This is a genomic window from Streptomyces inhibens, from assembly GCF_003389455.1.
GTDB classification, from domain to species: Bacteria; Actinomycetota; Actinomycetes; order Streptomycetales; family Streptomycetaceae; genus Streptomyces; species Streptomyces inhibens.
Genome location: NZ_QUAC01000121.1, coordinates 1 through 25,825 on the forward strand (window position 1 = coordinate 1; position 25,825 = coordinate 25,825).

Consider the following 25,825-nt stretch of genomic DNA (forward strand, 5'->3'; position numbering starts at 1 on the left):
GGCGGGCGGCGGCGCCGAGGTCGCCGGCGGCGCGGGCGCGGGCGCCGCCACGGTGCGGGCCGTCGGCGCCGTACGGGTTTCGGGCATAGGGGTCCCCTCCTCATCCGGCTTGTACGAGATGATTCGTACAAGCGGTACGAGAAGATTCGTACAGGCAACCGCAGTACGATGCAAGTCGTACTGAGTGATCGGGTGACCGGGAGGAGCGCCGGATGTCGACCAAGACGGGCGTATGTGCCGCAGAGTCAGGTGCGGCAAGCGCGTCACATGAGGCAAGCGAGGCAGGCGGGCCGGCGGCCGAGGTGTGCGCATCGCGGCCCGGCTTCGTGGCGGCGCGGCGGCCCGTGCCGGCCGATGCGCCCGAGCCGCTGCCGGAGCCGGAGCGCGCCGATCTGCGGCTGGAGGTCGTGATGGGCGCGCTGAGCGATCCCCTGCGGATGCGCATCGTGCGCACGCTGCTGCTGGAGTCGGAGGCGTTCGACCACACCTGCGGCTGGTTCGGCCTCGACCGGCCCAAGTCCTCGCTCACCCACCACTTCCGCGCGCTGCGGGACGCCGGTCTGATCCGTCAGCGGCAGTACGGGCTGGAGCGGCGCAGCCATGTCCGGGTGGACGACCTGGAAGCGCGGTTCCCCGGGCTGCTGGCGCTGGTCGCCGACTGGCGGGAGTGAGCGCCCGGCGCGGGCGGGGCGGCGGCCGGCGGGCCGGTCAGCGCGTGCGGCCGGCCGTTTCGACGCTCAGGCGGAGGCCGGGGCGCAGACCCCAGCGCGCCATGGCGCCGGCCTCGGCCTCCAGGATGTGCCGGGCGCGGAGGCGGGGGAGTCCCAGCCGTCCCGGGGGCATCGTGCATACGGCCAGCACGGTGAAGTCCCGGCTCAGATGGGCGACATCGATGGCGAACCGCATCCGGAAGGTGTGCACACCGCTCGCCGGGGTCAGCAGCAGCGCCCCCTCGATGCCGTCGCGGCCCAGCAGTCCGCGGGTGCGGGTGCGGTAGGACGCCGCGATCTCCACCGGAATGCCGACATCCGCGCCCTGCAGAATCCCCGGGCCGTTCTCCCAACGCGCCATGCCCAGCGTTCTATCAGCTCCCGCCCCCTAGGGTCGACGCGTGTCAGTGATGCTGATGGTGCTCGCCGCCGCCTACGGGGCCGCGGCCGGGATGCTCATACCGCGGCCCGCCCACCGGATGGCCGTGGAGCCCGGGGAGGAATGGCGCGCGGTGTGCCCCGGGGGACATGCGATCGCGGGGGCGGCGCGGGGCTGGCTGGGGCGGGGGCGCTGTGCGGACTGCGGGGCGTACGGGCCCGGGGCGCTGCCGACGGTGGCGGTCACCGCGCTGGTCTGCGCCGCCCTGGCGGCGGCCACCGGGCCGCGGCCGGAACTCGCCGTCTGGCTGGCGATGGCGCCGGTCGCGGTGCTGATGGCGGCCGTCGACTGGCGGGCCCGGCGCCTCCCGGACGCGCTGACACTGCCGCTGGCCGTGGTGGGGGCGGGGGCGCTGGGGCTGGTCGGCTGGCTCACGGGGGACACCGGGGCGTGGCGGCGGGCGCTGCTGGGCGGTCTGTTCCTCGGTGCGTTCTATCTCCTGCTGTACGTCGTCAACCCGCCGGGGATCGGGCTGGGTGACGTCAAGCTGGCGATCGGGCTCGGCGTCGCCCTTGGGTGGTACGGCTGGCGCACCCTGGTCACCGGCGGTGCGGCGGGGGTGCTGATCGGTGCGCTCTACGGCGCGGGGATCATGATCGTCCGGCGCGGCGCCCGGAAAGCGGCCATGCCGCTCGGGCCTTTCATGATCCTTGGAGCATTCTGCGGACTGCTCCTGGGCGCCGCCGCGGCCGCCTGACCGCGGTCTGCGCCCCGCCGCGCCGGGCCCGGCACGTACGCCCCGCATCCGTCCGAGCCACGCCGTCGCGCGCGCCGGTGCACGGAGCACCCCTCCCGTGGGGTTATGGTGGAAACCCCCCCTCGGGCCGGTCCGTATCCCCCCCACGGACCGGCCCGCTTTTTTGTCACGGGGCTCCGCCACGCGCCCGGCCACCGCCGCGGCGGGAATGTTCTCCCGCCGCAACGGCGCCCCACCACTACGGCGAGGGGGCAAGGCCCAGCCGGGACGTGCGGAACGGCCGGACGGGGAGCCTTACCGCCGCGCCCAGATGTTCACGCCATCCGTGGTCCTGGCGAACTCGTCGATCTCGGCCAGTTCGTCGTCCGTGATCACGGGGGCGTCGAGGGCCGCGACATTGGCCTCCAACTGGGCGACGCTGCTGGCGCCGATCAGGGCGGAGGTCATCCGCTCGTCGCGCAGCACCCAGCCCAGGGCGAGCTGGGCCAGCGACTGGCCGCGCCGGGCGGCGATGTCGTTGAGGCCGCGCAGCCGCCGTACGACCTCGTCGGACAGCAGGTTCGGGTCCAGCGACTTGCCCTGGGAGGCGCGCGAGCCCTCGGGGACGCCGTGCAGGTACTTGTCGGTCAGCAGGCCCTGTGCGAGTGGCGCAAAAGAGATGCAGCCCATGCCCTCGGCTTCGAGGGTGTCCAGCAGTTCGTCGTCCTCGGTCCAGCGGTTGATCATCGAGTACGAGGGCTGGTGGATCAGCGCCGGTACGCCCATGTCGCGCAGGATGCCGGCCGCCTCACGGGTCTGCTCGGCGTTGTAGGAGGAGACACCGGCGTACAGGGCCTTGCCCTGCTGGACGGCGGAGGCCAGCGCGCCCATCGTCTCCTCGAGCGGGGTCTCCGGGTCGAAGCGGTGCGAGTAGAAGATATCGACGTAATCGACACCCATCCGCTTCAGTGAGGCATCCAACGACGAGAGGAGATATTTCCGCGAACCCCATTCGCCGTAGGGGCCGGGGTGCATCAGATATCCGGCCTTCGTGGAGAGAATCATCTCGTCGCGGTAGCCACGGAAGTCCTGCGCGAAGATCTTTCCGAAGTTCAGCTCGGCGGACCCGGGAGGCGGGCCGTAGTTGTTGGCCAGATCGAAGTGGGTGATACCTAGATCGAAGGCGCGGCGCAGGATGGCCCGCTGGGAGCTCAGGGTGCGGTCGTCCCCGAAGTTGTGCCAGAGTCCAAGGGAGATAGCGGGGAGTTTGAGGCCGCTGCGGCCCGTTCGCCGGTACTTCATCGAGTCGTAGCGGGAATCCGCGGCGCGGTAGTCGGTGCCAGTCATGCTCATCTCCCTATCACGTACCTGTGACCTACCTGATTGGGCTGTCGAGACAGCCGAGAAGTAAAGTTGCCCACTTGAGGCGACGGGGCGACCGCCATTCGGCACGGAGGGGCTGGACCACACATGCTGCGATCTTCCGGGATGCGCATCCCGTATCCGCCTGCACTGCGCAATCTCGTCTACCGGCTGTACGCACGCCGGGTGGAGGGTCGCCTGGATCACGCCCAGGTGCCCAAGCACATCGGCGTCATCCTGGACGGCAACCGGCGCTGGGCGCGGGCCGACGGGCGGACGACCGAGCAGGGCCACCAGGCGGGCGCGGCCAAGATCGGTGAACTGCTGGGCTGGTGCGAGGAGACCGATGTCGAGGTCGTCACGCTCTGGCTGCTGTCGACGGACAACCTCGACCGGCCCGAGGGCGAGCTGAAGCCGCTGCTGGGCATCATCGAGAACACCGTGCGCGATCTGGCCGCCGACGGCCGCTGGCGGGTGCACCACGTCGGCAACCGCGATCTGCTGCCCGAGGCCACCCAGCGGGTGCTCAAGGAATCCGAGCAGGCCACCCTCGACAACAAGGGCATTCTGGTGAATGTCGCGATCGGCTACGGCGGCCGGCAGGAGATCGCGGACGCGGTGCGCTCGCTGCTGCTGGAACACGCCGAGCGCGGCACCTCCTTCGAGGAGCTGGCCGAGATCGTCGACATCGACCTCATCTCCGAGCACCTCTACACCCGCGGCCAGCCCGACCCGGACCTGGTGATCCGGACGAGCGGTGAGCAGCGGCTGTCGGGCTTCATGCTGTGGCAGAGCGCCCATTCGGAGTACTACTTCTGCGAGGTTTTCTGGCCGGCGTTCCGGAAGGTCGACTTCCTGCGCGCACTGCGCGACTACGCGGCCCGTCACCGGCGCTACGGTTTCTAGTTGCCTGGTCCCTTTTGGGGCCTGTTGGCCCTGATGAGGCCCGTACCTCCTCGGTACCCGTGATGTGCCGCACATCCTCTATAGCTGCTACGCCCCGGTTTCCGCGGGGTGTCATCAGCCCCCGCCGGCCCCAATAAGCCCTGGCGGGGGCTTTTTGACGCACCCTCCCTTCCGGGCGTTCCGCCCGCTTGCCGACGGTTCGCGATCACGCGTAACCCAAGGTTCATCGACCGTGCGTCATATGCCGTGGCATGGGGGCGGGGGTTCGAGGGAATATCCCTTCCAGGTCGGCGTCCGGAACAAGCCATCGGGCGCCGCATCTCAGCGGACGGCATGGGGTCGTCCGCCCGGGAGGCCCTTTGCACATCACGGAGAGCCGTGCGCACCGCACGGGCGACGCGAGGGGCCGGCGCTCGGCCCATGCATCGTGGCCCGAGCCCGGTCCGGTCACTAGATGGCCGGGGGTCCTGGGGACGCCGCCCAGCGGTTGCTGGGAGAGCGGAGTCCCCAGGAGAACACCGCCCCGCGACGCCGTCGCACCCCAACCTCATCCGAGGGGGTTCGTCCACCCGTGGTGAACAGCAAGCAGCGCCGTGAGAACGACCGGCGTACTTATGTCCTCGACACCAGTGTGCTGCTGGCGGATCCAGGCGCCATGGCCCGCTTCGACGAGCACGAGGTTGTGCTGCCGGTCGTGGTGGTCACGGAGCTGGAGGCCAAAAGGCACCATCCCGAGCTCGGCTACTTCGCGCGGCAGGCGCTGCGCCTGCTGGACGAGTACCGGGTGCAGTTCGGGCGGCTGGACTCGCCCATCCCCATCGGGGATCTCGGCGGGACACTCCGGGTCGAACTGAACCACTCCGACCCCGGGGTACTTCCCGCGGGCTTCCGGCTCGGCGACAACGACTCGCGGATCCTCGCGGTGGCGCGCAATCTGCAGGCCGAGGGGTACGACGTCACGGTCGTCTCCAAGGACCTGCCGCTGCGCATCAAGGCGTCCTCGGTCGGGCTGCTGGCCGAGGAGTACCGCGCCGAGCTGGCGATCACCGAATCCGGCTGGACGGGGATGGCCGAGCTGACCGTCTCCGCCGAGCAGGTCGACGACCTGTTCGCCGCCGAGACCGCTCACGTACCGGGAGTCTCCGAACTTCCGGTGCATACCGGACTTGTGCTGCAGTCCGAGCGCGGCAAGGCGCTCGGCCGGGTCACCGCGGAGGGCGCGGTCCGGCTGGTGCGGGGCGACCGGGAGGCGTTCGGGATCCACGGTCGCAGCGCCGAGCAGCGGATCGCGCTGGATCTGCTGCTGGACCCGGACGTCGGCATCGTCTCGATGGGCGGGCGGGCAGGCACGGGCAAGTCGGCGCTGGCGCTGTGCGCGGGCCTGGAGGCCGTGTTGGAGCGCCGGCAGCACCGCAAGGTGATGGTGTTCCGCCCGCTGTACGCCGTCGGTGGGCAGGAGCTGGGCTATCTGCCGGGCAGCGAGGCGGAGAAGATGAGCCCCTGGGCCCAGGCCGTCTTCGACACGCTGTCCGCGGTGACCACCAAGGACGTCATCGAAGAGGTGGTGGGGCGCGGCATGTTGGAGGTGCTGCCGCTGACCCATATCCGCGGACGGTCGCTGCACGATGCGTTCGTCATCGTGGACGAGGCCCAGTCGCTGGAACGGAACGTCCTTTTGACGGTTCTGTCCCGTATCGGCGCCAACTCCCGGGTCGTACTGACTCATGACGTCGCACAGCGGGACAATCTGCGGGTCGGGCGGTACGACGGCGTGGTCGCGGTCGTCGAGAAGCTGAAGGGGCATCCGCTGTTCGCCCACGTCACCCTGAACCGCTCGGANAGAAGCTGAAGGGGCATCCGCTGTTCGCCCACGTCACCCTGAACCGCTCGGAGCGGTCGCCGATCGCGGCGCTGGTGACCGAAATGCTGGAGGACGGCAGGATCTGACCCGTTGTGAACCACGCGCCGCCCGGTGAAGCCAAGGAGCTTAACCGGGCGGCGTTCTGCTGCGCTCGAATATCCGAAAATCTTGAGGCGTAAACGAGGTGTGAGCTTTCACACCCGGCAGGGAATTGATTCCCGGTAGCCCGTTCGGGCAGAGTCTGGGTCCTGTCAGGCCCCGCATACGGCACCAGCGCCCCATGGGGGTGCCCCCGGTCGAACGAAGTTGAGACCGGGGGAGGTAAGTAGAGCGAACTTCATAGTGAGTCGCCGTATGCCGCCCGAGCACCACGCGGACCCCCAGGGGGACGTACCGGGCCAGTGCCTCCCGTGACCAGCCGGTCCCGCCCGCTCAACAGGGCCCGGAACAAGGGGAGACCAGCGCCAGGGGCACGATTGCGTCCGCGAGGTCACCTATGCGGGCGATGCTGGAAGGAAAACGTGTGAGCCGGATCTCGGTCCGGGGATTCGCCGTGGCATCCGCCACCGCGGTCACCACCGTCGGCGCCGTAGTCGGCGTCGCTGCAGGGCAGCCCGCCTCGGTAGGCAACACCGAGGCAGCCGCTGCCGATGCGACGATCGCTGATATCCCCGCGGGCGCACAGGCCCAGGTGCAGACGGCTTCCCTGACGCAGCAGGCGGACGACCAGTCCACCCAGGCGGATGTGGCAGCCCTGAAGTCGGCACAGGAGTCGGCCCGTAAGGCAGCTGCGGAGACCGCGCAGTCCAAGAAGGACGCAGCGGACGAGGCGAAGGCGAAGAAGGACGCCGACGCGCGCAAGAAGAAGGAGCTGGCCGCGTCCCGCTCCGCAGCGCGCGACGCGAGCGACTTCACCGTCAAGGGCTCGTACTCCATCGCTGAGACGCAGTCCATGGCGCGTCAGATGATGGCAAGCGACCAGTTCCAGTGCTTCAGCAACATCGTGGACCACGAGTCCGGCTGGAACTACCAGGCCACCAACGCCTCCTCGGGCGCCTACGGACTGGTCCAGGCGCTGCCCGGCTCCAAGATGTCCTCGGCCGGCTCCGACTGGCAGACCAACCCGGCCACCCAGATCAAGTGGGGCCTCAACTACATGAACGACCGCTACGGCAGCCCCTGCGGCGCCTGGTCGTTCTGGCAGGCCAATCACTGGTACTAGGTCCGCCGGCCCAACACCGGTACTTCCGAAACCCCCGAACGCGACAGCGTCGGGGGTTTCGCGTATCCGGCACAGGTAACGTCGTGCCGACAGTTCGTGGTGCGTGGGAGGGGAAGAGGAAGGACATGTCCAGATTGCCTCAGTGGGTCGGTGGCCTCGGTGCCGGTCTGACGCGGCTCTCGCAGCGGCTGGAGGAGCAGCGCCGCCGCGCGGAGGCTGCGGCGGTCGACGACCCGGAAGAGCTGAGGCGTGCCGGGCACGCGGACGCGCCCGCGGCTGCCGGCTCGGTGGGAGATGGTCCGGTGGGCGACGGTGCGGTGGGCATCCTCACCACGCCCCGTACACAGGTGCCGAAGACGGTGGACGGTGTGCCGCATGACGGCGCGGAGCATGCGGCCCCCGCCGCCCGTCCGCCGGAGTCCGTGCCCGCGCCGCCCGCCTACGCGCCGGCCGTCGCGGCCCGCCCCGACCCGGTCGCGGCGGTGCCGTGGGGCGTACGCGTCGCCGCCGAGGTGGGCTGGCGGCTGCTGGTGCTGGCGGCCACGCTGTGGGTGCTCGCACGCGTCATCACCACCATCGAACTGGTCGTGCTGTCCTTCACCGCGGCGACGCTGATCACCGCGCTGTTGCAGCCCACCGTGGGGTGGCTGCGCCGGCGCGGGCTGCCGCGCGGGCTGGCCACCACGCTGACCTTTATCGGCGGGTTCGTCATCATGGGCCTGGTCGGCTGGTTCGTGGTGTGGCAGGTCCAGGACAATATCGACTCGGTCTCCAGCCGCATCCAGGAGGGCATCACCGAGCTCAAGGGCTGGCTGCTGAAGAGCCCGTTCCATGTGACCGAGGGTCAGATCAACAGCATCGCCAAGAATCTGCAGGACGCGATCGGCGCCAACACCGAGGCGATCACCTCGGCCGGCCTGGAGGGCGTCACCGTCGTCCTCGAAGTGTTCACCGGCATCCTGCTCGCGATGTTCACCACCCTCTTCCTGCTCTACGACGGGCGGCGGATCTGGGAGTGGCTGCTCAAGCTGGTCCCGGGCGCGGCCCGTGAGGGTGTGGCGGGCGCCGGGCCGCGGGCCTGGCGGACGCTGACCGCCTACGTACGCGGCACGGTCATCGTCGCCCTCATCGACGCCATCTTCATCGGTATAGGCCTCTACTTCCTCAATGTGCCGCTCGCCGTCCCGCTCGCCGTCTTCATCTTCCTGTTCGCCTTCATCCCGCTGATCGGCGCGGTGGTCTCGGGCGCACTGGCATGTGTCGTCGCGCTCGTCACCCAGGGCGTGTTCCAGGCCCTGATGGTGCTGGCGGTCGTCCTGGCCGTCCAGCAGATCGAGGGCCATGTCCTGCAGCCGTTCATCCTGGGCCGGGCGGTCCGGGTCCACCCGCTCGCGGTGATCCTGTCGGTCGCCGCGGGCGGCCTGACCGCGGGCATCGGCGGCGCGGTCGTCGCGGTCCCGCTGGTGGCGGTCACCAACACCGTCGTTGGCTATGTGCGGTCGCACTCCAGGGAACAGGCGCTACGGATGTCGGTGGCCCCACGCGGCGCCACCGCGCTCGGGGTGGCGCCGACCCTGCCCCCGGCGACGCGCGCCGCCGAGGAGCCGCGGGACTAGGGCCCGGCCATGACCCATCGGACAGGCCCTAGGGGCCTGTAGGGCGGATCGGGGCCGGACGGGCCCTGGCTGCCCGGCGCCCCGACGCACTGAACCCCGCAGACGTCCTGTCTGCGGGGTTCAACGTACGCGGCGGTCGACCGGTCAACCGGCCGACCGGCCGGCCGAATTACTCGGCGAGCGCGGCCTCGGCGTCCAGGGTCGCGCCGACGGCCTGCAGGACGGACGCGATCTTGACGGCCTCCTGGATCGTCTCGCGGTCCACACCGGCCTTGCGCAGCACCTGCTCGTGCGAGTCCAGGCACATGCCGCAGCCGTTGATGGCTGAGACGGCCAGCGACCACAGCTCGAAGTCGACCTTGTCCACGCCCGGGTTGCCGATGACATTCATCCGCAGACCGGCGCGCAGGTTGCCGTACTCAGGGTCCGACAGCAGGTGCCGGGTCCGGTAGAAGACGTTGTTCATCGCCATGATGGCGGCGGCCGACTTGGCGGCGGTGTACGCCTCGGCGGAGAGGTTGGCCTTGGCCTCCGGCTCCAGCTCGCGCAGCACCTTCGGCGAGCGCGAGGCGATCGCGCAGGCCAGGACGGTGCCCCACAGCTGCTGCTGCGGCAGGTCGCTGTTGCCGATCACCGAACCGAGGTTCAGCTTGAGGTCCTTGGCGTAGTCCGGTACGGCGGACTTCAGTTCGTCGAGAGCCATCTCAGATCAGCTCACTCGCCCGAGAGGAGAGCGACCGGGTCGAGGGTGTCCTCGCCCTTGCTCCAGTTGCACGGGCACAGCTCGTCCGTCTGGAGAGCGTCGAGGACCCGGAGGACCTCCTTGGGGTTACGGCCGACGGAGCCGGCGGTCACCATCGTGAACTGGATCTCGTTGTTCTGGTCGACGATGAAGACGGCGCGCTGCGCGAAGCCGTCCTCGCCCTCGATGCCGAGGTCACGCATGAGCTCGTGCTTCGAGTCGGCCAGCATCGGGAAGGGCAGGTCGGTCAGGTCCGGGTGGTCCTTGCGCCAGGCGTGGTGCACGAACTCGGAGTCGCCGGAGAAGCCGAGGATCTGGGCGTCACGGTCGGCGAACTCGTCGTTCAGCTTGCCGAAGGCGGCGATCTCGGTCGGGCACACGAAGGTGAAGTCCTTGGGCCATGCGAAGACGATCTTCCACTTGCCCTCGTAGGTCTTGTGGTTGATCTGCTCGAACTCCTTGCCCTTCTCCATCGAGACACAGGCAGTCAGGTCGAACTCGGGGAACTTGTCACCGACAGTGAGCACGCGCTCTCCTTGTTGCACAGAAAGTCCCTTTTGAGGACTTTCCTTGAGGCTTGGACGGGTTACACAGTGCCATAGGAGGCATTGATCAGGGAAATAGCTAGACTGGTTGATGTTGATCGGAGGTGGTTATCAGTGGTGTCACCAGTGAGTCAGGGCGGACGGCCCCGCCAGCCCAGCCTGGCCCAGCTGCGGGCGTTCGTGGCGGTGGCCGAGCATCTGCATTTCCGCGAGGCGGCGGCCGAGATCGGTATGAGCCAGCCCGCGCTGTCCGGAGCGGTCTCCGCGCTGGAGGAAGCGCTCGGGGTGCAGCTGGTGGAGCGTACGACGCGCAAGGTGCTGCTGTCGCCCGCGGGGGAGCGGCTGGCGGCCCGGGCCCGTACGGTCCTGGAGGCCGTCGGGGATCTGATGGAGGAGGCGGAGGCGGCCCGCGCGCCGTTCACCGGCGTGCTGCGGCTCGGTGTCATCCCGACCGTCGCGCCGTATCTGCTGCCGGCCGTGCTGCGGCTGGTCCACGAGACCTATCCCGACCTGGACCTCCAGGTGCACGAGGAGCAGACCGCATCCCTCCTGGACGGCCTGGCCCACGGACGCCTCGATCTGCTGCTGCTCGCCGTGCCGCTCGGCGTCCCCCAGGTCACCGAACTCCCGCTCTTCGACGAGGACTTCGTGCTGGTCGCCCCCAAGGAGCACTGGCTGGGCGGCCGCGGCGACATTCCGCGCCAGGCCCTCCAGGAACTGGATCTGCTGCTGCTCGACGAGGGGCACTGCCTGCGCGACCAGGCCCTGGACATCTGCCGGGAGGCCGGGAGGGACGAGAACACCCCGGTCACGACGAGCGCGGCGGGCCTGTCCACGCTGGTGCAGTTGGTGGCCGGCGGGCTCGGGGTGACGCTGCTGCCGCGGACCGCGCTACGGGTCGAGACCGGCCGCAACGACCACCTCACCACCGGCTACTTCGCGGACCCGGCCCCCTCCCGGACCATCGCCCTGGCCATGCGCACGGGCGCCGCCCGCCAGGGGGAGTTCGAGGAGTTCGCGGAGGCGCTGCGGGGGGCGCTGCGGGGGTTGCCGGTGCGGATTGCGAAGGGGTGAGGGTCAGGCTCGCGGCTGCCCGGCCTTGAGCAGCGCCTCGACGTCGAGCTTGACCTCGGCGCCGATGGAGGGGGGAAGGGTGATCTGCTCGCCCGGGGCGTGGACCCGATGGCTGTCGTACCCGTTCTGGGCCGGATCGGTGAGGACGTGGATGCGGTTGTGCTTGCGGTCGACGATCACGTAGACCGGAATCCTGGCGTTCGCGTAGGCGACCACCTTTGACTTGAGATCGTTGTTGTAGTTGCTCGATGTGACTTCGAGGACGAGCCGGAAGATCACGGGGTCGTAGCAATTGTTCTTGACCACGTGCTCGTCCAGGTCGGCGTCGACCAGGGACAGGTCGGGGATGGCGTAGTCCTCCGGGCCGTCCGGTAGCCATACTCCGATTCCTTGCAGCACTTCGGTCGCACCGCCGCCCAGGCCCGCTTCCATGAAGGGACCCGTGAGCCTGCTCAGTGCCCTCGCGTGAGGACCGTCCGCTGGTGGGGTCACGACGATGACGCCTCCGATGATCTCGACGCGGTGGCCCGGGTTCTGCTCCATGAGCCTGTTCGCCACGTCGAGCTGGGTCGGCGACCCGTCCTGGGGCGGGTGCTCGACAGGTGCAGCGGACATCAGGTGCCTCCCGTTGGCTGGTGCCGAGACCATCATGGTAGGCAAAGGCGGCCGCACACGTCTTGTACGACCGCCTTCACTCGTTCGTGGGTGTCGCCCGTAATCGCTACGCCTCGGCCGCCCGCGTGTACGTCAAGAACGCTGCCCCGCTCTTGAGGACCGTGTGCTCGGTCAGCTCCCAGGTGCGCGGGTCGAAGGTGGTGTCCCGGGAGAAGAGGGGGATGCCGTTGCCGATGGTGAGCGGGCCCAGCTTGATGAGGAGCTGGTCGATTTCCGGGTAGAGGGCGCCGGCGAGTTCGCTGCCGCCCATCAGCCAGATGTCCTTGCCGGGCCGGCTCTTCAGCTCGCGTACCGTCGCGACCGGGTCGGTGGCCACCAGCTCCACCGCCGGGTCGGGGCTCTGCCGCAGGGTCCGGGAGAAGACGATGTGCCGCAGGTGCGGATAGGCGTCGGTGAGGCCGGCCGCGAGGCCGATCTCGTAGGTGCGGCGGCCTTCCAGGACGGTGTCGAAGTGGGTGCCCTCGGCGGTGACGCCGAGCGCCGACCGGGCGTGGACGGGCAGGACCTCCGGGAGCTCGGTGACCAGGTGCTGGACGTAGTCCTCGGCGATCGGCCAGAAGCCGTCGGGGCCGGTGGGATCCGCGCCGTCCGGGCCGGCGATGAAACCGTCGAGGGTGGCGGCGATGCAGTAGACGAGTTTGCGCATGTGGGTTCCCCCGTTGAGTAGTTGGCGCGGCGCCGGCCGGGCGGCCGGGCAGCGGTGCCGGGGAAATGATCTCGCAGGTTCACTCCGTGCGCAGCCCGTCGGGCCGCATCAGGCGCCACAGCAGCGGCAGGGAGAGGGCGGTGACGCCCAGGATGACGGCTGCCGCGGTGCCGGTGATCGTGAGGATGGCCCACCAGTCGGGGTGCAGAGGGCGGCCGACCATGTGGACCAGGAGTGCGCCGAGGGCGAGGCCGCAGGTGATCGCCAGGGTCAGGCCCAGGGCCACGGGGACGGCGGTCTGCCACAGGACCGAGCGGCCGAGCAGGGCGCGGGGGGTGCCCAGGGCGTCGAGCGCGGACAACAGGCGGGCGCGTTCGCGGAGTTGCTCGACGGTCGTGATCAGCAGGCCGGAGCCGATCAGCAGGAGTACGGCCGCGGCGCCGGCGGTCAGGCCGCGGCGGGCGAGGTCGACGGCCTCGTTACCGGTGTCGGTGGTGTAGGTGACCACGTCGGCCCGGATGTCGATGCGGGCGGCGGTGTTGCGGACGTGGTCGATGGCGTCGGGGCGGGCCGGGTCCAGCCGCAGCAGAACGGAAACGCCGGGGCGGCGGAGGAGGGTGGGGTCCAGGGCCTTGGGTGTGGCGAACAGGCCGGGGGCGGGCAGGCCGCGGGTCAGGCTGCGGTCGACGACGGTGACGCGGCGGGCGGTCGTGGGGACCGTCCAGGTGGCGGGTGTCCGGTGGTCCGCGCGGCTGCCGACCGGGTCGAGGGCCAGCCGTTCGCCGGGGTGCGGGGTGCGGTGGACGCCCTCGGGGTCGTCGGCGAGGAAGGCATCGCCGTCGGAGCAGGTGGGGAGGTGGGCCTGCCGGCGGAGGGTGGGGCAGTCGGCGACGATCAGGGCGTAGGGCTCGGGGTCGTCGTCCTCGGCGGAGAAGCCGTGTGCCATGGCCTGTTGGTGCCGGGCGGTGTCGGCGTAGCCGGTGAGCAGGGTACGGGCGTCGAGGACGCCCTCGGTGGCGCGGAGCCGGGCGTGCATCTCGGGGACCCGGGCGGCGGGCACCGCGCCGTCCCGGGTGCTGACCTCGGTCCCCGCGGCGGCGGAGCGGGGCTGTTCGAGCCCGTCGCTCCAGGTGCTGGACAGCAGGAGTTGTACGGCGATGGCGCCGGCCACCGCGACGGTGATGCCACTGACCGAGCGGCTGGCCGCGGTGCTGCTCAACTGGAGCCGCCGGACGGCCAGTTGCCAGGACTGGCCGCCGTGGCCGGCGCGGCCCAGACGGGCCACCGCGGCCTCCAGCAGCCAGGGCAGCAGCGCCGCGACGCCCAGCAGAAGCAGTGATGTACCCAGGATCAGCCGGGCGTTGGCCGCGTCGCCGGAGTGCAGTCCGCCGATCGCCGACGGCAGCAGCAGCGCCACCCCGGCGGCCGGCAGCAGCGGCCGCCACCACAGCCGGCGGCGCAGCGGCGGCGCCGCACGGGTCACGCCCAGCGGCTCGACGGTGACCCGCCGCATGGTGAACAGCGTGACGCCGACCGAGCCGAGGGGGACGGCCAGCGCGACGAGGGCGCCCAGCGCGGTGTCGGGGACGACGTCGGAGGGGAAGACGCCGAGGTTGAAGAGGGAGAGCGACGACAGCGGGATACGCAGGGCGAGGAAGAGGGCGGTGCCGGTGAACAGGCCCAGGAGGGCGCCGGCCAGCGCCTCGCCGGCGGCGATCCGGCAGGTGGTGGGGCGGTCGGCGCCGACCAGGCGGAGCGCGGCCAGCCGGCGGTCGCGGCGTTCGCCGCCGAAGCGTACGGCGGTGGCGATGAAGACGGCGACGGGGGCGAGCAGCGCGACACAGCCCACGCTGATCGCCAGCACCACCAGGGGGCTGGTCCGGAACGGGGCGCCGTGGTCGCCGAAGGCGGTGATCCGCTCGACCCCGCCGACGGACCGCCGCAGGGCGTCGCTGCCTTGGTAGAAGAGGAGTTCACCGGGGTGGATGAGGCCCGCGGTGCCGATCTCGGCCGTGATCCGAAGATGCGGGAAGCGGCCCTTGAGCAGTGCGCCGTCGGGGGAGGACAGCAGGTCGGCGAGGGCGGGGGAGACCGCGAGCTCGCCGGGGCCGGGCAGCCGGGACAGGCCCGGCGGTACGGGGGCGTGCGGGCCTTCGGGCTGTACGACCCGGCCGTGCAGCGGCACCTCGCGGTAGGCGCTGTTCAGCGAGGCGGTCAGCAGCGAGTGGTCCGAGGGGCCGGTGCCTTCCACGGCGGGGACGGTGGCCCGGGCCCACTGGCGGTCCATGGCCGCGTTCAGCGCGTTGGGGAGGGCGGCGGCCAGCAGGAGGACGGCGACGCCCAGGCCGACGCCGAGCGCTGTCAGGGCCGTACGGATCCAGCCCTCGCGGCCGCCGGTGACGGCGAACCGGGCGCCCATGGCGAGGTCCGCACACCAGCGGCGGGCCGCCGGGCCCTTGGACGGCATCGGTGTGCTCACTCCGTCCGCAGTCCCTCGGGCCGCATCATCCGCCACAGCGGCGGCAGGCTCAGCACCGTCACGAAGAGGATCACGCCGCCGCCGATACCGGTCATCGCCGCCACCGCGGGCCAGTCCACGATCACCGCGCTGTCGATCATCGACAGCAGCAGCGACCCCAGCGCGAGCCCGCAGCCCAGTGCGAGGCCCAGGCCGAGCACGACCGGAAGGGTGGTCTGCCACAGCACCGACCAGCCGAGGGTGGCGCGGCGGGTGCCGTACGCATCGAGGGTGGACAGCAGTCGGCGGCGCTCGTAGAGCTGCTCGACGGTGGAGATGATCAGGCCCGCGCCGATCAGCAGCAGGGTGATGGCGGCGCCGACGAACAGGCCGTTGCGGACGCTGGTGTACTGCTGGGTGTGCGGATTGTCGACCGCGGAGAACTCGTTCATGGACGGGTCGATACGGGCCGCGGTGTTGCGGATGTGCTCCACCGCGTCCGGGGTGGCCCGGTCGAAGTCGACCTTGATCTCCGTCATGGGGCCGTTGAGCCGGTTCGTGTCGAGCGCGGACGGGGTGGCCAGCAGGTCGTACGAGAAGGTGCCGGGGCCGTGTCCGGGCGCGATCAGCCGGGCGGTGCGGGCCGTCCCGGGGATCTTCCAGGGGTGCGGGGCCACCGGGTCGTCCTCGGCGAGCGGGGCGTTGAGGTCGATGGTCGCACCGGGCGCGATGACGCGGTCCCGGTCCGGGATGTCGGTGAGGAACGTGTCGCCGTCCCGGCAGGAGCCCAGACGGGCCAGTCTGCGCAGCTCGGCGCAGCTGCCGACGGCGACCGTCGCACGGGCGCCGCGGGCCGGGGCCCGGCCCGCGAGCGGCATCGGGCCGACCAGACCGTCGATCGCGCCGCGGACCGCCGTCACCCCGGTGGTCCCGCGCAGCGCGGCCAGCGCCCGCTGGGTCTGCGGCCAGCCCTTGGAAGTGCCCCACAGGCCGAGCTGCGGGAGCTTGCCGGACTGCGCGTACGCGTGGGTGTAACCGGCCTGCATACCGGTCAGCAGCATATGGATGGCGATGGCGCCGGCCACCGCGACGGTGATGCCGCTGACCGCGCGGGTGGCCGAGCCGCTGCTCAACTGGAGGCGGCGGACGGCCAGTTGCCAGGGCACCGGACCGCCGCGCAGCCGGCCGACCACCGCGTCCACCAGCCAGGGCAGCAGCGCGGTGACACCGAACAGCAGCAGCATCGAACCGGCCGCGAGCCGGATGGTGTTCAGCGGGGTGTCGGTCCACGGCCGCTGCCAGGCCAGCGGCACCAGCAGCAGGGTGCCCACGGCGGGCAGCGCAAGCCGCCACCACAGCCGCCGGCGGATCGGCGGGCGGTTGCGGACGATACCCAGCGGCTCGACGGTGACGCCGCGCTGCGCGAACAGCGTCACCAGCACCGCCGCCGTCGGGACGAGCAGGGCGATCAGCGCCGCGGCGAGCGGGCCCGGCGCCACGTCCGAGGGGAAGACATTGACGTCCCACAGGGTGATGACCGAGGCGAACTGCCGGCCGCCCAGGAACAGCACGGCGCCGCCGGCCAGCCCCAGCAGCGAGCCGAACAGCGCCTCGCCGGAGGCGATCCGGCGGGTCATCCGCACATCGGCGCCGACCAGCCGGAGCGCGGCCAGCCGGCGCTCACGGCGCTCGTTGCCGAACCGTACGGAGGTACCGATGAAGACCATCACCGGCATCATCAGCGCCACACACGTCATGATCACGAGCAGCACGACGGGTGCCCGCATCGGCGGCGGGTCCCAGCTCTTGCCGAAGTGGTCGATGCGATAGCCGTCGGGCGCGGCCAGGGTGGCGCTCTGCGCGACGTAGGTGAGCTCCTGCGGGCCGAGCAGGCCGTCGTCACCGATGACACCGGCCACCGTGTAGTCCAGCCGGTCGCGCAGCAGCGCGCCTTCGGGGGAGTCCAACAGCTCCTTGAGCGCCGGCGAGACCAGCATCCGGCCGGGTCCGGGCAGGTGGCGGATGCCCGGAGGTATGGGCGGATGCGCACCGTCCGGGCGCACCAGCCGGCCGCGGATCGGCGCACCGCGGAACGTGGTGTCGACGGAGGCGTAGCGCACGGTGTTGCCGGCGGGCCGGGGCTCGTGGGCCTGGCCGAGGTTCTCGCGGGCCTTCTCCCGGCCGTGCCAGGAGTTCATCAGCGTCGGCACGGACGAGCCGAGCAGCAGGACGGCCACGCCCAGGGCGACGCCCGCGGCCGTCAGCGCCGTACGGATCCAGCCCTCGCGGCCGCCGCCGGCCGCGAACCGCATGCCCATCGCGAGGTCACGGGCCCAGCGGGCGGGTCCGGTGTGCGGGGTGGCGAGCGGGCCCGGGGGCGCGGGTACGGTGGGCGCGCGTTCGCCGCCGCGCCCGCCGTCGGTACCGGCGTGCGAGCGCAGCAGGCTCATATCAAGCCCGCCAGCATGTCCTTCACTTTGCCGTCGCGGACGACGATCTCGCGGTCGGAGTAGGCGGCGACCCGGGCCTCGTGGGTGACCAGGACGACGGCGGCGTTGGTGTCGCGGGCGGCGTTGGTCAGCAGGGTCAGCACCCGTTCGCCGTTGAGCGAGTCCAGGGCGCCGGTCGGCTCGTCCGCGAAGATCACCCGCGGCCGGGTGGCGAGCGCGCGGGCGACCGCGATCCGCTGGCCCTGACCGCCGGAGATCTCACCGGGCCGCTGGCCGTGTACGGACTCGACCTCCAGCCGCTCCATCCACTCCCGGGCCTGTTGCTCGGCCTGCTTGCGCTTGGTGCCGTTCAGCCGCAGCGGCAGCGCGACATTCTCCAGACAGGTCAACTCCGGCACCAGCTGGCCGAATTGGAAGACAAAGCCGAATTCGGTACGGCGCAGGGCGCTGCGCTGGGCGTCGCTCATCCCGGTGAGGGTGTGCGGGCCGTAGCGGACGGTGCCGGAGTCCGGGCTGATGATGCCGGCCAGACAGTGCAGCAGCGTCGATTTGCCGGAGCCGGAGGGGCCCATGACGGCGACGACCTCGCCGGGGTGGATGGAGAACTCCGCGCCGTCCAGCGCCGGCGTCACCCCGTAGGACTTGTACAGCCCCTCCGCCGCGAGCAGGGATCCCTCCGGCGTCATGTACGGACCGCCTCCGCCAGCTTGTCGAGCCGGGCGGCGGTCAGCTCCAGCCAGCGCAGATCGGCCTCCAGATGGAACAGCGCATGGTCGCAGATCAGCTGGTCGGCGAGGTCGCCGGTGCGCTTGCGCTCGGTCAGTCCGCGCATCAGCCGCAGATGTTCGGCGCGCTGGGTGTCCAGCAGCTCGGCGGCGTCGCGGTCGGTGAGCAGCGCCAGGACGATCTTGGTGTAGAGCGTCGACTGGAGATACGGCTCGGGCTTCTCCGGGCGGGCCAGCCACTGGGCGACATCGGTGATACCGGCGTCCGTGATCGCGTACCGCTTGCGCTCGGGACCGGCGCCGGCCTCCACGCCGTCCACCTCGACCAGGCCGTTCTTCAGCAGCCGGGACATCGTGGAGTAGACCTGCCCGTAGTGCAGCGGGCGGTCCTGGCCGAAGTGTTCGTCGAAGGCCCGCTTGAGGTCGTAGCCATGGCGGGGGCCGGACTCCAGGAGGCCCAGCAGCGTATGACCGATTGACATGCCGACCACCTTACTCGTGGGTGTATCGCTGGTGTATACGCGCGCTGTATAGCGGACCGGGGCGGTGCGCCCCGGGGCCCTTCGGACGCCGGCCCCGGGGCACGGGGATCACTCCGTACGCAGCCCGTCCGGGCGCATCATCCGCCACAGCGGCGGCAGGCTGAACAGGGTGACCAGCAGCACCAGACCGGCGCCGGTCGCGACCATCGGCCAGACCACCGACCAGTCGAAGGTGGTCTTGCCCGCCATGCTCAGCAGCGCGAGGCCCAGCCCGGCGCCGCCCACGAGCGCGAGGGCGAGCCCCAGGACGACCGGGACGGCGGTCTGCCACAGGACCGACCAGCCGAGGGTGGCCCGCCGGGTGCCGAAGGCCACCAGTACGGACAGCAGCCGGCGGCGTTCGCGCAGCTGCTCCAGCGTCGTCACCAGCATGCTGGCGGCGATCAGCGCCAGGGTCGCGGTGGACGCGACCAGCAGCCCGGTGCGCACGCTGTTGTACTGCTTGTCCCGCTCCAGGTTCTGCAGGGTGATGACGCGCATCTGCGGATCGATCCGGGCGGCGGTGTTGCGGACGTACTCGGCGGCATCGGGCACCGCCGGGTCGGTCTTCACCATGGCGTGGGCCGTCGGATGGTCCAGCACGGCGGTGTCCAGCGCGCCGGGGGTGGCGAAGATCCCGAAGGCCGTCTCTCCCGAGGGGGCCTTGCGGGAGTCGACCGTGCGGGCCGACTTCGGAAGGGTCCACAGCCGCGGTGCGCCGTCGGGCTCCTCGGTCTGCGGGTCCCGGTTGAAGAGCACCTGGGCACCGGGGCGCGCGGTCTTGAAGAGGTAGCCGTCGTCGACCAGCCCGCTGTTGTCCTTGACGATGAAGACATCGCCGTCTTTGCAGGCACCGGTGTGCGCCAGCTCGCCCAGGGTGGGGCAGTCGCCGACGGTGACCTGGGTGCTCGGGGCGAAGGCCTCGCCCTTGCGGACCGGTCCGGGACGGGACGCGGAGGCCTCGACGGTCGCGATCACCCCGCGTACGCCCTCGGTGGTGCGGACCTGCGCCATCATCTTCCGGGTCGTCGCGACATCACCGGACGGCAGCGTGAGGGACAGCTGCGCACGGCTCGGGTCCTGCCCGGTGACCTTCATGAAGTCGCTCTGGATCGTGGAGAAGAACAGCTGCAGCGCGATGGCCCCGGCGACCGCGACGGTGATCCCGCTGACCGCGCGGGCCGCCGAGCCGCTGCCCAGCTGGAGCCGGCGGGTGGCCAGCTGCCAGGGCACCGGGCCGCCGCCGAGCCGTGCCACCACCGCCTCGACGACCCAGGGCAGCAGCAGGGTGATGCCGAACAGGACCAGCACGGCGCCGCCCGCGATCAGATACGGATTGACCACGCCGTTGCCCCGGTCGACCCGGCCGTTGAGCAGCAGCAGGGCGATACCCGTGACCGGGACCGGCAGGCGCCACCACAGCCGGCGCCGCCGGCCGGCGTTGTTCCGTACGACCCCCAGCGGTTCGATGGTCACCCCGCGCAGCGCGAAGAGCGTGACGGCGACGGCGCACAGCGGGACGGCGAGGGCGACCAGTGCCGCCAGCGCCGGCAGCGGGGTCAGATCGCCGGGGAAGGCGCTGACGTCCCAGAGGGTGACCGAGCCGATGAACTGCCGTAGGGCCAGGAACACCACGGTCCCCAGCAGCAGCCCGACGACCGCGCCGAACAGCGCCTCCCCGGCGGCCATCCAGCGCACCATCGGGACATCGGCGCCGACCAGGCGGAGCGCGGCCAGCCGCCGGTCGCGGCGCTCACCGCCGAAGCGGACCGCGGTGGCGATGAAGATGGCCACCGGCATCAGCAGCACCACACAGGCCACGATGATCGTGACGAGCAGCATCGGGTTCAGCGGCGGCGGCTGTGTCCCGACGCCGAAGCGGGCGAGGCGATGGGCGCCGTGTGCGGTGGAGAGGGTGTCGCTGCCCGCGTAGTACGTCAGCTCGCCCGGCCCGGTCAGCCCCGGCTGCCCGATGGTGCCGACCGTCGTGAAGGGCAGCCGCTCGCGCAGCAGCTTTCCCTCCGGGGAGGCGAGCAGCTCTTTCAGCGCCGGGGAGACCACCATCTCGCCGCTGTGCGGGAGTTCGCGCACCCCGGGCGGGGCCGGCGCATCGGGCCCGTCGGGGCGCAGCAGCGCGCCGGTGATCGCATCGCCGCGGAAGGATGTCTCGGTGCGGGCGTACAGCAATGTCGCCGAGGAGCGCGCGACCGGCTTGGCCCCCTCGACGGCCGTCCGGGCGTCGCCGCGCTGCTGCCGGGCGTCCAGGACGTGCGGAATCGACGCCGCCGCGAGCAGCAGCATCACGCCGAGTGCCACGCCGACGGCCGTCAGGATCGTCCGGATCCAGCCCTCGCGGCCGCCGCCGGCCGCGAACCGTACGCCCAGGGCAAGATGGCGGGCCCTCATACCGCGCCCACCATTTCCCGGGCCACGCCGTCGCGGACCACGACCTCGCGGTCGGAGTAGGCGGCGACCCGGGCCTCGTGGGTGACCAGGACGACGGCGGCGCTGGTGGCGCGGGAGGCCTCGGTCAGCAGGGTCATCACACGTTCGCCGTTGAGCGAGTCGAGCGCGCCGGTGGGCTCGTCGGCGAAGACCACCCGGGGCGTGCCGGCCAGCGCACGCGCCACCGCGACCCGCTGGCCCTGTCCGCCGGAGACCTCTCCGGGCCGCTTGGCCGCGACCGTGTCGACCTCCAGGCGCTCCAGCCACTCCAGCGAACGGGCCTCGGCCTCCTTGCGCTTGGCGCCGGTCAGCCGCAGTGGCAGCGCGACATTCTCCAGACAGGTCAACTCCGGTACCAGCTGGCCGAATTGGAAGACGAAACCGAAGTCCGCGCGGCGCAGGGCGCTGCGCTCGGCGTCGCTCATCGCGGTCAGCTCGCGGTTGCCGTAGTGGACGGTGCCGGAGTCCGGGCCGATGATCCCGGCCAGGCAGTGCAGCAGCGTCGATTTGCCGGAGCCGGAGGGGCCCATGACGGCGACGACCTCGCCGGCGTGCAGGGAGAAGTCCGCGCCGTCGAGGGCGGGGGTGGTGCCGTACGCCTTGCGCAGCGCGCTGGCGTGGAGCAGGGAACCGGCCGGGGTCATGCGCGGGCCTCCGGGAGTGCGGGCAGGGGGCATCGCCCTGGGTGTCCGATGGGCATGCCGAGCACTCTACATCAGGTGTATACGCGCGATGTATAGATGGGGTGTCTAGTCGCTCCGGCCGCTCTGTCCGCCCTGGTCGCCCTGGTCGCCTTCCGGGTCCTTCGCCTTGGGTGGCCGCCCGCGCCGCGGTATCGCCCCCGCCCCCCGCGGCAGCCGCCCCGCATCCGACAGCGCCTTGCGCAGCAGGAACTCGATCTGCGCGTTGGCGCTGCGCAGCTCGTCATCGGCCCAGCGCGCCAGCGCGTCATGGATCAACGGGTCCAGCCGCAGCAGCACCTGCTTGCGCTGCTGCGGCCGTCGCGCGGGGGGCCGCTCACGCTCGGCGCCGGCCCCCTCGGGAGTGTCGGTGCTCATGCCCAGGCCTCGCTTCGCTCGGCCTCGCACCACTCGATGGTCCGCTCGCTCACTGGTAGAGGGAGCCCGTGTTCAGGACCGGCTGGGCGGCCCGGTCGCCGCACAGCACCACCATCAGATTGCTCACCATGGCTGCCTTGCGCTCCTCGTCCAGCTCGACGATGCCCTGTTCGCTGATCCGCTCCAGCGCCTGCTCGACCATGCCGACCGCACCCTCGACGATCTGCTGGCGGGCGGCCACGACCGCGCCGGCCTGCTGCCGCTGGAGCATCGCGGAGGCGATCTCGGGGGCGTAGGCGAGGTGGCTGAAGCGGGACTCGATGATCCGTACGCCGGCGGCCTGGACCCGGGCGGTCAGTTCGAGGGCGAGCTTCTCGGTGATCTCCTCGGCGTTGCCGCGCAGCGACAGGGCGTTCTCGTCGTGCGCGTCATAGGGGTACTCGATCGCGATGTGCCGGACGGCCGCCTCGGTCTGGGTGGCGACGAACTCCAGGAAGTCATCGACCTCGAAGAGCGCCTGGGCGGTGTCCTCGACCTGCCAGACGACGATCGAGGCCAGCTCGATCGGGTTGCCGTAGGCGTCGTTGACCTTCAGTACCGCGGTCTCGTGGTTGCGCACCCGGGTGGAGATCTTCCGGGCGGTGGTGAGCGGGTTGACCCAGCGCAGTCCGTCGGTGCGGATGGTGCCGACGTACCGCCCGAAGAGCTGGATGACCCGGGCCTCGCCGGGCGCGACCATCTTCACGCCGGTCATGCAGAAGAAGGAGCTGAGCAGCAGCAGGACGCCGACGATGATCATCGGCACACCGGCAGCCTTGTTGCCGCCGGAGCCGAGTATGCCGCCGACGATGATCGCGGCGATGCCCAGCGCGACGCCGAGGACGGTGAGCAGCAGGGCGACGCCGCCCGGGATGCTGTGCGCCGGTGTCTCGCGGACCTGCGGCCGCGGCATCTGGGGAGCGTCGATGGCGAGGTCGTCGCCGGGGTCGCTGGTGCGGTCGGCCGCTGTCTGGTCGGACATAGGGGTCCCCGTTTCTCCAGATACGGCGAGTGATGTCCGCCGCAATTGGTGATGTCGCTGGTCTAGCAAAGTGCTATCACTTTAACTCTCGGACTGTCGAGCCGTCCAGCCGTATGCGGGGCCGCGTCCGCGACAAGTTCGCAGGTGAGAGCGTGGCGACGCAGAACACCCACCCGAAGGTTCCGTCATTCCCGGGTGCTGTATGTCACGTCGGAAAAAGCCGTGATCGATGAGTATCTGTTGACAGATGCGGTGTTAGCTTCAACAGCTGAGTTAGCTGGGGGCGGAACGACTGGAGTTGCTGAAGCGATGGGCCGAGCGGAAGCGAGACGGGCGCGACAGGGGAGCGCCCGCCGGGCCAAAACGAAACAGAAGAAGTCCGGCATACGCCGCCTCTTCACCTGGAAGAAGATCCTCGGAACCTTCCTCGGGGTCTGCCTGCTGGGCATCCTCGGTTTCATCGGCCTGTATCTGTACGTGGACATCCCCAACGACGGCAACAAGGACGCGCAGCTGCAGAGCAACGTCTACAAGTACGCCGACGGCAAGATCATGGCGCGTACCGGACTGCGCAACCGCGAGAACGTCCCGCTCAGCCGCATACCCAAGAAGGTCCAGTACACCTTCGTCGCCGCCGAGAACAAGTCGTTCTACCACGACTCCGGCGTCGACCTGTTCGGCACCATGCGCGGCATCCTCAACACGCTGATGGGCCACGGCAAGCAGGGTGGTTCGACGATCACCCAGCAGTACGTCAAGAACTACTACCTGAGCCAGGAGCAGACGGTCAGCCGCAAGCTCCAGGAGATCGTCATCTCGCTCAAGGTGGACAACAAGCTGGGCAAGGACAAGATCCTCGCCGGCTACATCAACACCAGCTACTACGGCCGCGGCGCCTACGGCATCCAGGCCGCCGCCCAGGCCTACTACCGCAAGGACGTCGAGAAGCTCACCGTCTCGGAGGGCGCCTACCTCGCCTCGCTGCTCCAGGCGCCGAACCAGTACGACTGGACCCTGGCGACCGCGGACGGCAAGAAGCGGGTCCAGGAGCGCTGGGCCTACACGCTCAACAACATGGTCGAGATGCACTGGCTCACTCCGCAGGAGCGCGCCAAGCAGAAGTTCCAGATCCCCAAGGACCCCAAGCCGCTGCCCGGCCTGAGCGGCCAGACCAGCTACCTCGTGGCCCAGGCCAAGCAGGAGCTCTTCGCCCAGGGCGTCGACGAGAAGGCGTTCGAGCGCGGCGGCTGGACGATCACCCTCGGTATCGAGAAGAACAAGCAGAAGGCGCTGGAGAAGGCCGTCCAGCGCAGGCTGACCGACGACCTCAAGCCCAAGCAGCGCAAGGTCGACGGGGACGCCCAGCTCGGCGCCACCTCCGTGGACCCCAAGACCGGTCACATCGTGGCGATGTACGGCGGCGCGGGCTACCCGAAGCACTACACGAACAACGCCACCCGCTCCGACTACCAGCCGGCCTCCACCTTCAAGCCGCTGATCCTGGCGTCCGCGTTGGAGAACAACGCGACGACCCAGGACCAGGTGCCGATCACCCCGAACACGATCTACGACGGCCGTAACCGCCGCCCGGTCGTCGGCGGCACCATCCCCTTCGCACCGCCCAACGAGGACGAGCACCAGTACGGGAAGATCAGCGTCCAGATTGCGACCAACAACTCCGTCAACGCGGTCTTCGCGCAGATGGGCGCGGACGTCGGCCTGGAAAAGATCAAGAAGACCGCGGTCAGCCTGGGCATGGACGGCTCCAAGATGGACGTCAAGCCCGCCATGACCCTGGGCACCATGGGCGCCAGCCCGCTCCAGATGGCCGGGGCCTACGCCACGCTCGACAACCACGGCAAGAAGGTCACCCCGACGCTGGTGACCAAGGCCGTGCACCCGGTCAACGGCGTCGACACGGAACAGCCGCTGAAGGACCCGATCGGCGACCAGGTGCTCAGCCGTGAGACCGCCGACACCGTCACCTCCGTACTGGCGGGTGTGGTCAACGACGGCACGGCCTCGGACGCCGTGAAGAACACCGCCTACCACGCGGTCGGCAAGACCGGCACCTCCGACGACAACAAGTCGGCGTGGTTCGTGGGCTACACGCCCAAGCTGGTCACCGCGGTCGGCATGTTCGGCGAGTCCCCCAAGGGCGGCGCCCAGGTCACCCTCAAGGGCACCGGCGGCGGCGGCCGGGTCAACGGCGGCGGCTACCCCGCCCAGGTGTGGGCGGAGTACACCGAGTCCGCGCTCGGCGGCAACATCGGCGCCGAATTCGACCTGGAGGCGGAACTCGGCGCCGGGGTGCCCCCGACCAGCACGCCGACGCCGAGCAGCACCCCGTCGACGACCCCGACGCCGTCCGGCACGCCGAGCGGTACGCCGTCAAAGACCCCGTCGAAGCCGACCGGGAGCCCGACGCAGTCCCAGACCGGCCGGCCGACGGGCCGGCCCACCCCGACGGACAGCGCCTCCGGCCCGCCGACCGGCGGCACGGACGGCGGCGTCGACACCGGCGGCACCAGCACCGGAACCACCGGCGGCCCTGGAGGCGACGGCAACAGAAGCAACAGCATGCCCGGCTTCAACTGACGCCCGAGCGCACACAGCACCGCGGCCCCCGCCATCGAGGCGGGGGCCGCGGTGCGTGTGCGCGGGCGTTTCGGC

23 protein-coding genes are annotated in these 25,825 nt (G+C 70.8%); 9 read left to right on the forward strand and 14 right to left on the reverse strand.

Annotation, left to right across the window (positions count from 1 at the left end; all coding sequences use genetic code 11):
* Positions 1 to 184, forward strand: a 184-nt coding sequence (locus DY245_RS45225) for a hypothetical protein (protein ID WP_220377888.1), incomplete at its 5' end; no start/stop codon positions are given.
* A gap of 28 nt (positions 185 to 212) precedes the next feature.
* A complete protein-coding gene (locus DY245_RS15210; RefSeq protein ID WP_128507608.1) occupies positions 213 to 671 on the forward strand; it encodes an ArsR/SmtB family transcription factor in 459 nt (152 codons plus the stop codon).
* 37 nt (positions 672 to 708) lie between these two features.
* On the opposite strand, the gene DY245_RS15215 is transcribed toward DY245_RS15210, so the two are convergent.
* Positions 709 to 1,071, reverse strand: coding sequence for a DUF192 domain-containing protein (locus DY245_RS15215; RefSeq protein WP_128507610.1), 363 nt, complete (start codon positions 1,069 to 1,071; stop codon positions 709 to 711).
* A 40-nt stretch (positions 1,072 to 1,111) separates the two neighbouring features.
* On the opposite strand from DY245_RS15215, the gene DY245_RS15220 reads away from it, so the two are divergent.
* Positions 1,112 to 1,846, forward strand: coding sequence for a prepilin peptidase (locus DY245_RS15220; protein ID WP_128507612.1), 735 nt, complete (start codon positions 1,112 to 1,114; stop codon positions 1,844 to 1,846).
* Positions 1,847 to 2,140: 294 nt separating this feature from the next.
* Here the strand turns inward: DY245_RS15220 and mgrA are convergent, their stop codons facing one another.
* Positions 2,141 to 3,172, reverse strand: a complete 1,032-nt coding sequence (mgrA, locus tag DY245_RS15225; protein ID WP_128507614.1) for an L-glyceraldehyde 3-phosphate reductase — start codon at positions 3,170 to 3,172, stop codon at positions 2,141 to 2,143.
* 141 nt (positions 3,173 to 3,313) lie between these two features.
* Between mgrA and DY245_RS15230 the strand changes: the two genes are divergently transcribed.
* From DY245_RS15230 to DY245_RS15245, 4 genes are all read left to right on the forward strand, one after another.
* On the forward strand, positions 3,314 to 4,093 hold the full coding sequence (locus DY245_RS15230; protein WP_128507646.1) for an isoprenyl transferase: 780 nt from the start codon (positions 3,314 to 3,316) through the stop codon (positions 4,091 to 4,093).
* 571 nt (positions 4,094 to 4,664) lie between these two features.
* Positions 4,665 to 5,932 (forward strand): RNA 5'-3' helicase PhoH2 (gene phoH2 / locus DY245_RS15235; RefSeq protein ID WP_244943059.1); only part of this gene is annotated, 1,268 nt, incomplete at its 3' end.
* A 545-nt stretch (positions 5,933 to 6,477) separates the two neighbouring features.
* Entirely contained in the window at positions 6,478 to 7,176 is a 699-nt protein-coding gene (locus DY245_RS15240; RefSeq protein WP_128507616.1) for an aggregation-promoting factor C-terminal-like domain-containing protein, read from the forward strand.
* Positions 7,177 to 7,301: 125 nt separating this feature from the next.
* The gene (locus DY245_RS15245) at positions 7,302 to 8,792 is read left to right on the forward strand and encodes an AI-2E family transporter (RefSeq protein ID WP_181923682.1); all 1,491 of its coding nucleotides are present in this window, start codon (positions 7,302 to 7,304) and stop codon (positions 8,790 to 8,792) included.
* A 169-nt stretch (positions 8,793 to 8,961) separates the two neighbouring features.
* Here DY245_RS15245 and DY245_RS15250 read toward each other — a convergent pair whose 3' ends face one another.
* Both DY245_RS15250 and DY245_RS15255 read right to left on the reverse strand, forming a co-directional pair.
* Positions 8,962 to 9,495 carry an alkyl hydroperoxide reductase gene (locus tag DY245_RS15250; RefSeq protein WP_128507618.1) on the reverse strand — a complete coding sequence of 178 codons (534 nt, stop codon included), beginning with the start codon at positions 9,493 to 9,495 and terminating at the stop codon, positions 8,962 to 8,964.
* Positions 9,496 to 9,506: 11 nt separating this feature from the next.
* Complete coding sequence (locus DY245_RS15255) at positions 9,507 to 10,061, reverse strand: peroxiredoxin (protein WP_128507620.1); 555 nt, start codon at positions 10,059 to 10,061, stop codon at positions 9,507 to 9,509.
* 132 nt (positions 10,062 to 10,193) lie between these two features.
* Here DY245_RS15255 and DY245_RS15260 point away from each other — a divergent pair, with 132 nt between their 5' ends.
* On the forward strand, positions 10,194 to 11,153 hold the full coding sequence (locus DY245_RS15260) for a LysR substrate-binding domain-containing protein (protein WP_128507623.1): 960 nt from the start codon (positions 10,194 to 10,196) through the stop codon (positions 11,151 to 11,153).
* Positions 11,154 to 11,156: 3 nt separating this feature from the next.
* Here the strand turns inward: DY245_RS15260 and DY245_RS15265 are convergent, their stop codons facing one another.
* From DY245_RS15265 to DY245_RS15310, 10 genes are all read right to left on the reverse strand, one after another.
* Positions 11,157 to 11,768 carry a Uma2 family endonuclease gene (locus DY245_RS15265; protein WP_128507625.1) on the reverse strand — a complete coding sequence of 204 codons (612 nt, stop codon included), beginning with the start codon at positions 11,766 to 11,768 and terminating at the stop codon, positions 11,157 to 11,159.
* A gap of 106 nt (positions 11,769 to 11,874) precedes the next feature.
* The gene (locus tag DY245_RS15270) at positions 11,875 to 12,474 is read right to left on the reverse strand and encodes a dihydrofolate reductase family protein (RefSeq protein ID WP_128507627.1); all 600 of its coding nucleotides are present in this window, start codon (positions 12,472 to 12,474) and stop codon (positions 11,875 to 11,877) included.
* A 79-nt stretch (positions 12,475 to 12,553) separates the two neighbouring features.
* On the reverse strand, positions 12,554 to 14,953 hold the full coding sequence (locus DY245_RS15275) for an FtsX-like permease family protein (RefSeq protein WP_342354193.1): 2,400 nt from the start codon (positions 14,951 to 14,953) through the stop codon (positions 12,554 to 12,556).
* Complete coding sequence (locus DY245_RS15280; RefSeq protein WP_128507629.1) at positions 14,950 to 17,382, reverse strand: FtsX-like permease family protein; 2,433 nt, start codon at positions 17,380 to 17,382, stop codon at positions 14,950 to 14,952. The genes DY245_RS15275 and DY245_RS15280 overlap by 4 nt, the downstream gene beginning before the upstream one ends.
* Entirely contained in the window at positions 17,379 to 18,068 is a 690-nt protein-coding gene (locus DY245_RS15285) for an ABC transporter ATP-binding protein (RefSeq protein WP_128507631.1), read from the reverse strand. Before DY245_RS15285 ends, DY245_RS15280 begins: the two co-directional genes overlap by 4 nt.
* Positions 18,065 to 18,589 (reverse strand): PadR family transcriptional regulator, encoded by a 525-nt coding sequence (locus DY245_RS15290; protein WP_128507633.1) that lies wholly within the window; start codon positions 18,587 to 18,589, stop codon positions 18,065 to 18,067. The genes DY245_RS15285 and DY245_RS15290 overlap by 4 nt, the downstream gene beginning before the upstream one ends.
* A gap of 108 nt (positions 18,590 to 18,697) precedes the next feature.
* A complete protein-coding gene (locus tag DY245_RS15295) occupies positions 18,698 to 21,034 on the reverse strand; it encodes an FtsX-like permease family protein (protein WP_128507635.1) in 2,337 nt (778 codons plus the stop codon).
* Entirely contained in the window at positions 21,031 to 21,717 is a 687-nt protein-coding gene (locus DY245_RS15300) for an ABC transporter ATP-binding protein (protein ID WP_128507637.1), read from the reverse strand. The genes DY245_RS15295 and DY245_RS15300 overlap by 4 nt, the downstream gene beginning before the upstream one ends.
* A gap of 105 nt (positions 21,718 to 21,822) precedes the next feature.
* Entirely contained in the window at positions 21,823 to 22,131 is a 309-nt protein-coding gene (locus tag DY245_RS15305) for a type II toxin-antitoxin system antitoxin (protein WP_128507639.1), read from the reverse strand.
* A 49-nt stretch (positions 22,132 to 22,180) separates the two neighbouring features.
* On the reverse strand, positions 22,181 to 23,152 hold the full coding sequence (locus tag DY245_RS15310) for an SPFH domain-containing protein (protein WP_128507642.1): 972 nt from the start codon (positions 23,150 to 23,152) through the stop codon (positions 22,181 to 22,183).
* A 309-nt stretch (positions 23,153 to 23,461) separates the two neighbouring features.
* Here DY245_RS15310 and DY245_RS15315 point away from each other — a divergent pair, with 309 nt between their 5' ends.
* The gene (locus DY245_RS15315) at positions 23,462 to 25,750 is read left to right on the forward strand and encodes a transglycosylase domain-containing protein (RefSeq protein WP_128507644.1); all 2,289 of its coding nucleotides are present in this window, start codon (positions 23,462 to 23,464) and stop codon (positions 25,748 to 25,750) included.
* The last annotated feature ends 75 nt before the right edge of the window (positions 25,751 to 25,825 follow it).

What these genes read in the sequence shown, in the direction of transcription:
- DY245_RS15210 (WP_128507608.1), top strand. Translation starts at nt 213, where the DNA reads ATGTCGACCAAGACGGGCGTATGTGCCGCAGAGTCAGGTGCGGCAAGC.
- DY245_RS15215 (WP_128507610.1), bottom strand. Translation starts at nt 1,071, where the DNA reads ATGGCGCGTTGGGAGAACGGCCCGGGGATTCTGCAGGGCGCGGATGTC.
- mgrA (WP_128507614.1), bottom strand. Translation starts at nt 3,172, where the DNA reads ATGACTGGCACCGACTACCGCGCCGCGGATTCCCGCTACGACTCGATG.
- DY245_RS15230 (WP_128507646.1), top strand. Translation starts at nt 3,314, where the DNA reads ATGCGCATCCCGTATCCGCCTGCACTGCGCAATCTCGTCTACCGGCTG.
- DY245_RS15245 (WP_181923682.1), top strand. Translation starts at nt 7,302, where the DNA reads ATGTCCAGATTGCCTCAGTGGGTCGGTGGCCTCGGTGCCGGTCTGACG.
- DY245_RS15250 (WP_128507618.1), bottom strand. Translation starts at nt 9,495, where the DNA reads ATGGCTCTCGACGAACTGAAGTCCGCCGTACCGGACTACGCCAAGGAC.
- DY245_RS15265 (WP_128507625.1), bottom strand. Translation starts at nt 11,768, where the DNA reads ATGTCCGCTGCACCTGTCGAGCACCCGCCCCAGGACGGGTCGCCGACC.
- DY245_RS15270 (WP_128507627.1), bottom strand. Translation starts at nt 12,474, where the DNA reads ATGCGCAAACTCGTCTACTGCATCGCCGCCACCCTCGACGGTTTCATC.
- DY245_RS15280 (WP_128507629.1), bottom strand. Translation starts at nt 17,382, where the DNA reads ATGAGCCTGCTGCGCTCGCACGCCGGTACCGACGGCGGGCGCGGCGGC.
- DY245_RS15285 (WP_128507631.1), bottom strand. Translation starts at nt 18,068, where the DNA reads ATGACGCCGGAGGGATCCCTGCTCGCGGCGGAGGGGCTGTACAAGTCC.
- DY245_RS15290 (WP_128507633.1), bottom strand. Translation starts at nt 18,589, where the DNA reads ATGTCAATCGGTCATACGCTGCTGGGCCTCCTGGAGTCCGGCCCCCGC.
- DY245_RS15295 (WP_128507635.1), bottom strand. Translation starts at nt 21,034, where the DNA reads ATGAGGGCCCGCCATCTTGCCCTGGGCGTACGGTTCGCGGCCGGCGGC.
- DY245_RS15300 (WP_128507637.1), bottom strand. Translation starts at nt 21,717, where the DNA reads ATGACCCCGGCCGGTTCCCTGCTCCACGCCAGCGCGCTGCGCAAGGCG.
- DY245_RS15305 (WP_128507639.1), bottom strand. Translation starts at nt 22,131, where the DNA reads ATGAGCACCGACACTCCCGAGGGGGCCGGCGCCGAGCGTGAGCGGCCC.
- DY245_RS15310 (WP_128507642.1), bottom strand. Translation starts at nt 23,152, where the DNA reads ATGTCCGACCAGACAGCGGCCGACCGCACCAGCGACCCCGGCGACGAC.
- DY245_RS15315 (WP_128507644.1), top strand. Translation starts at nt 23,462, where the DNA reads ATGGGCCGAGCGGAAGCGAGACGGGCGCGACAGGGGAGCGCCCGCCGG.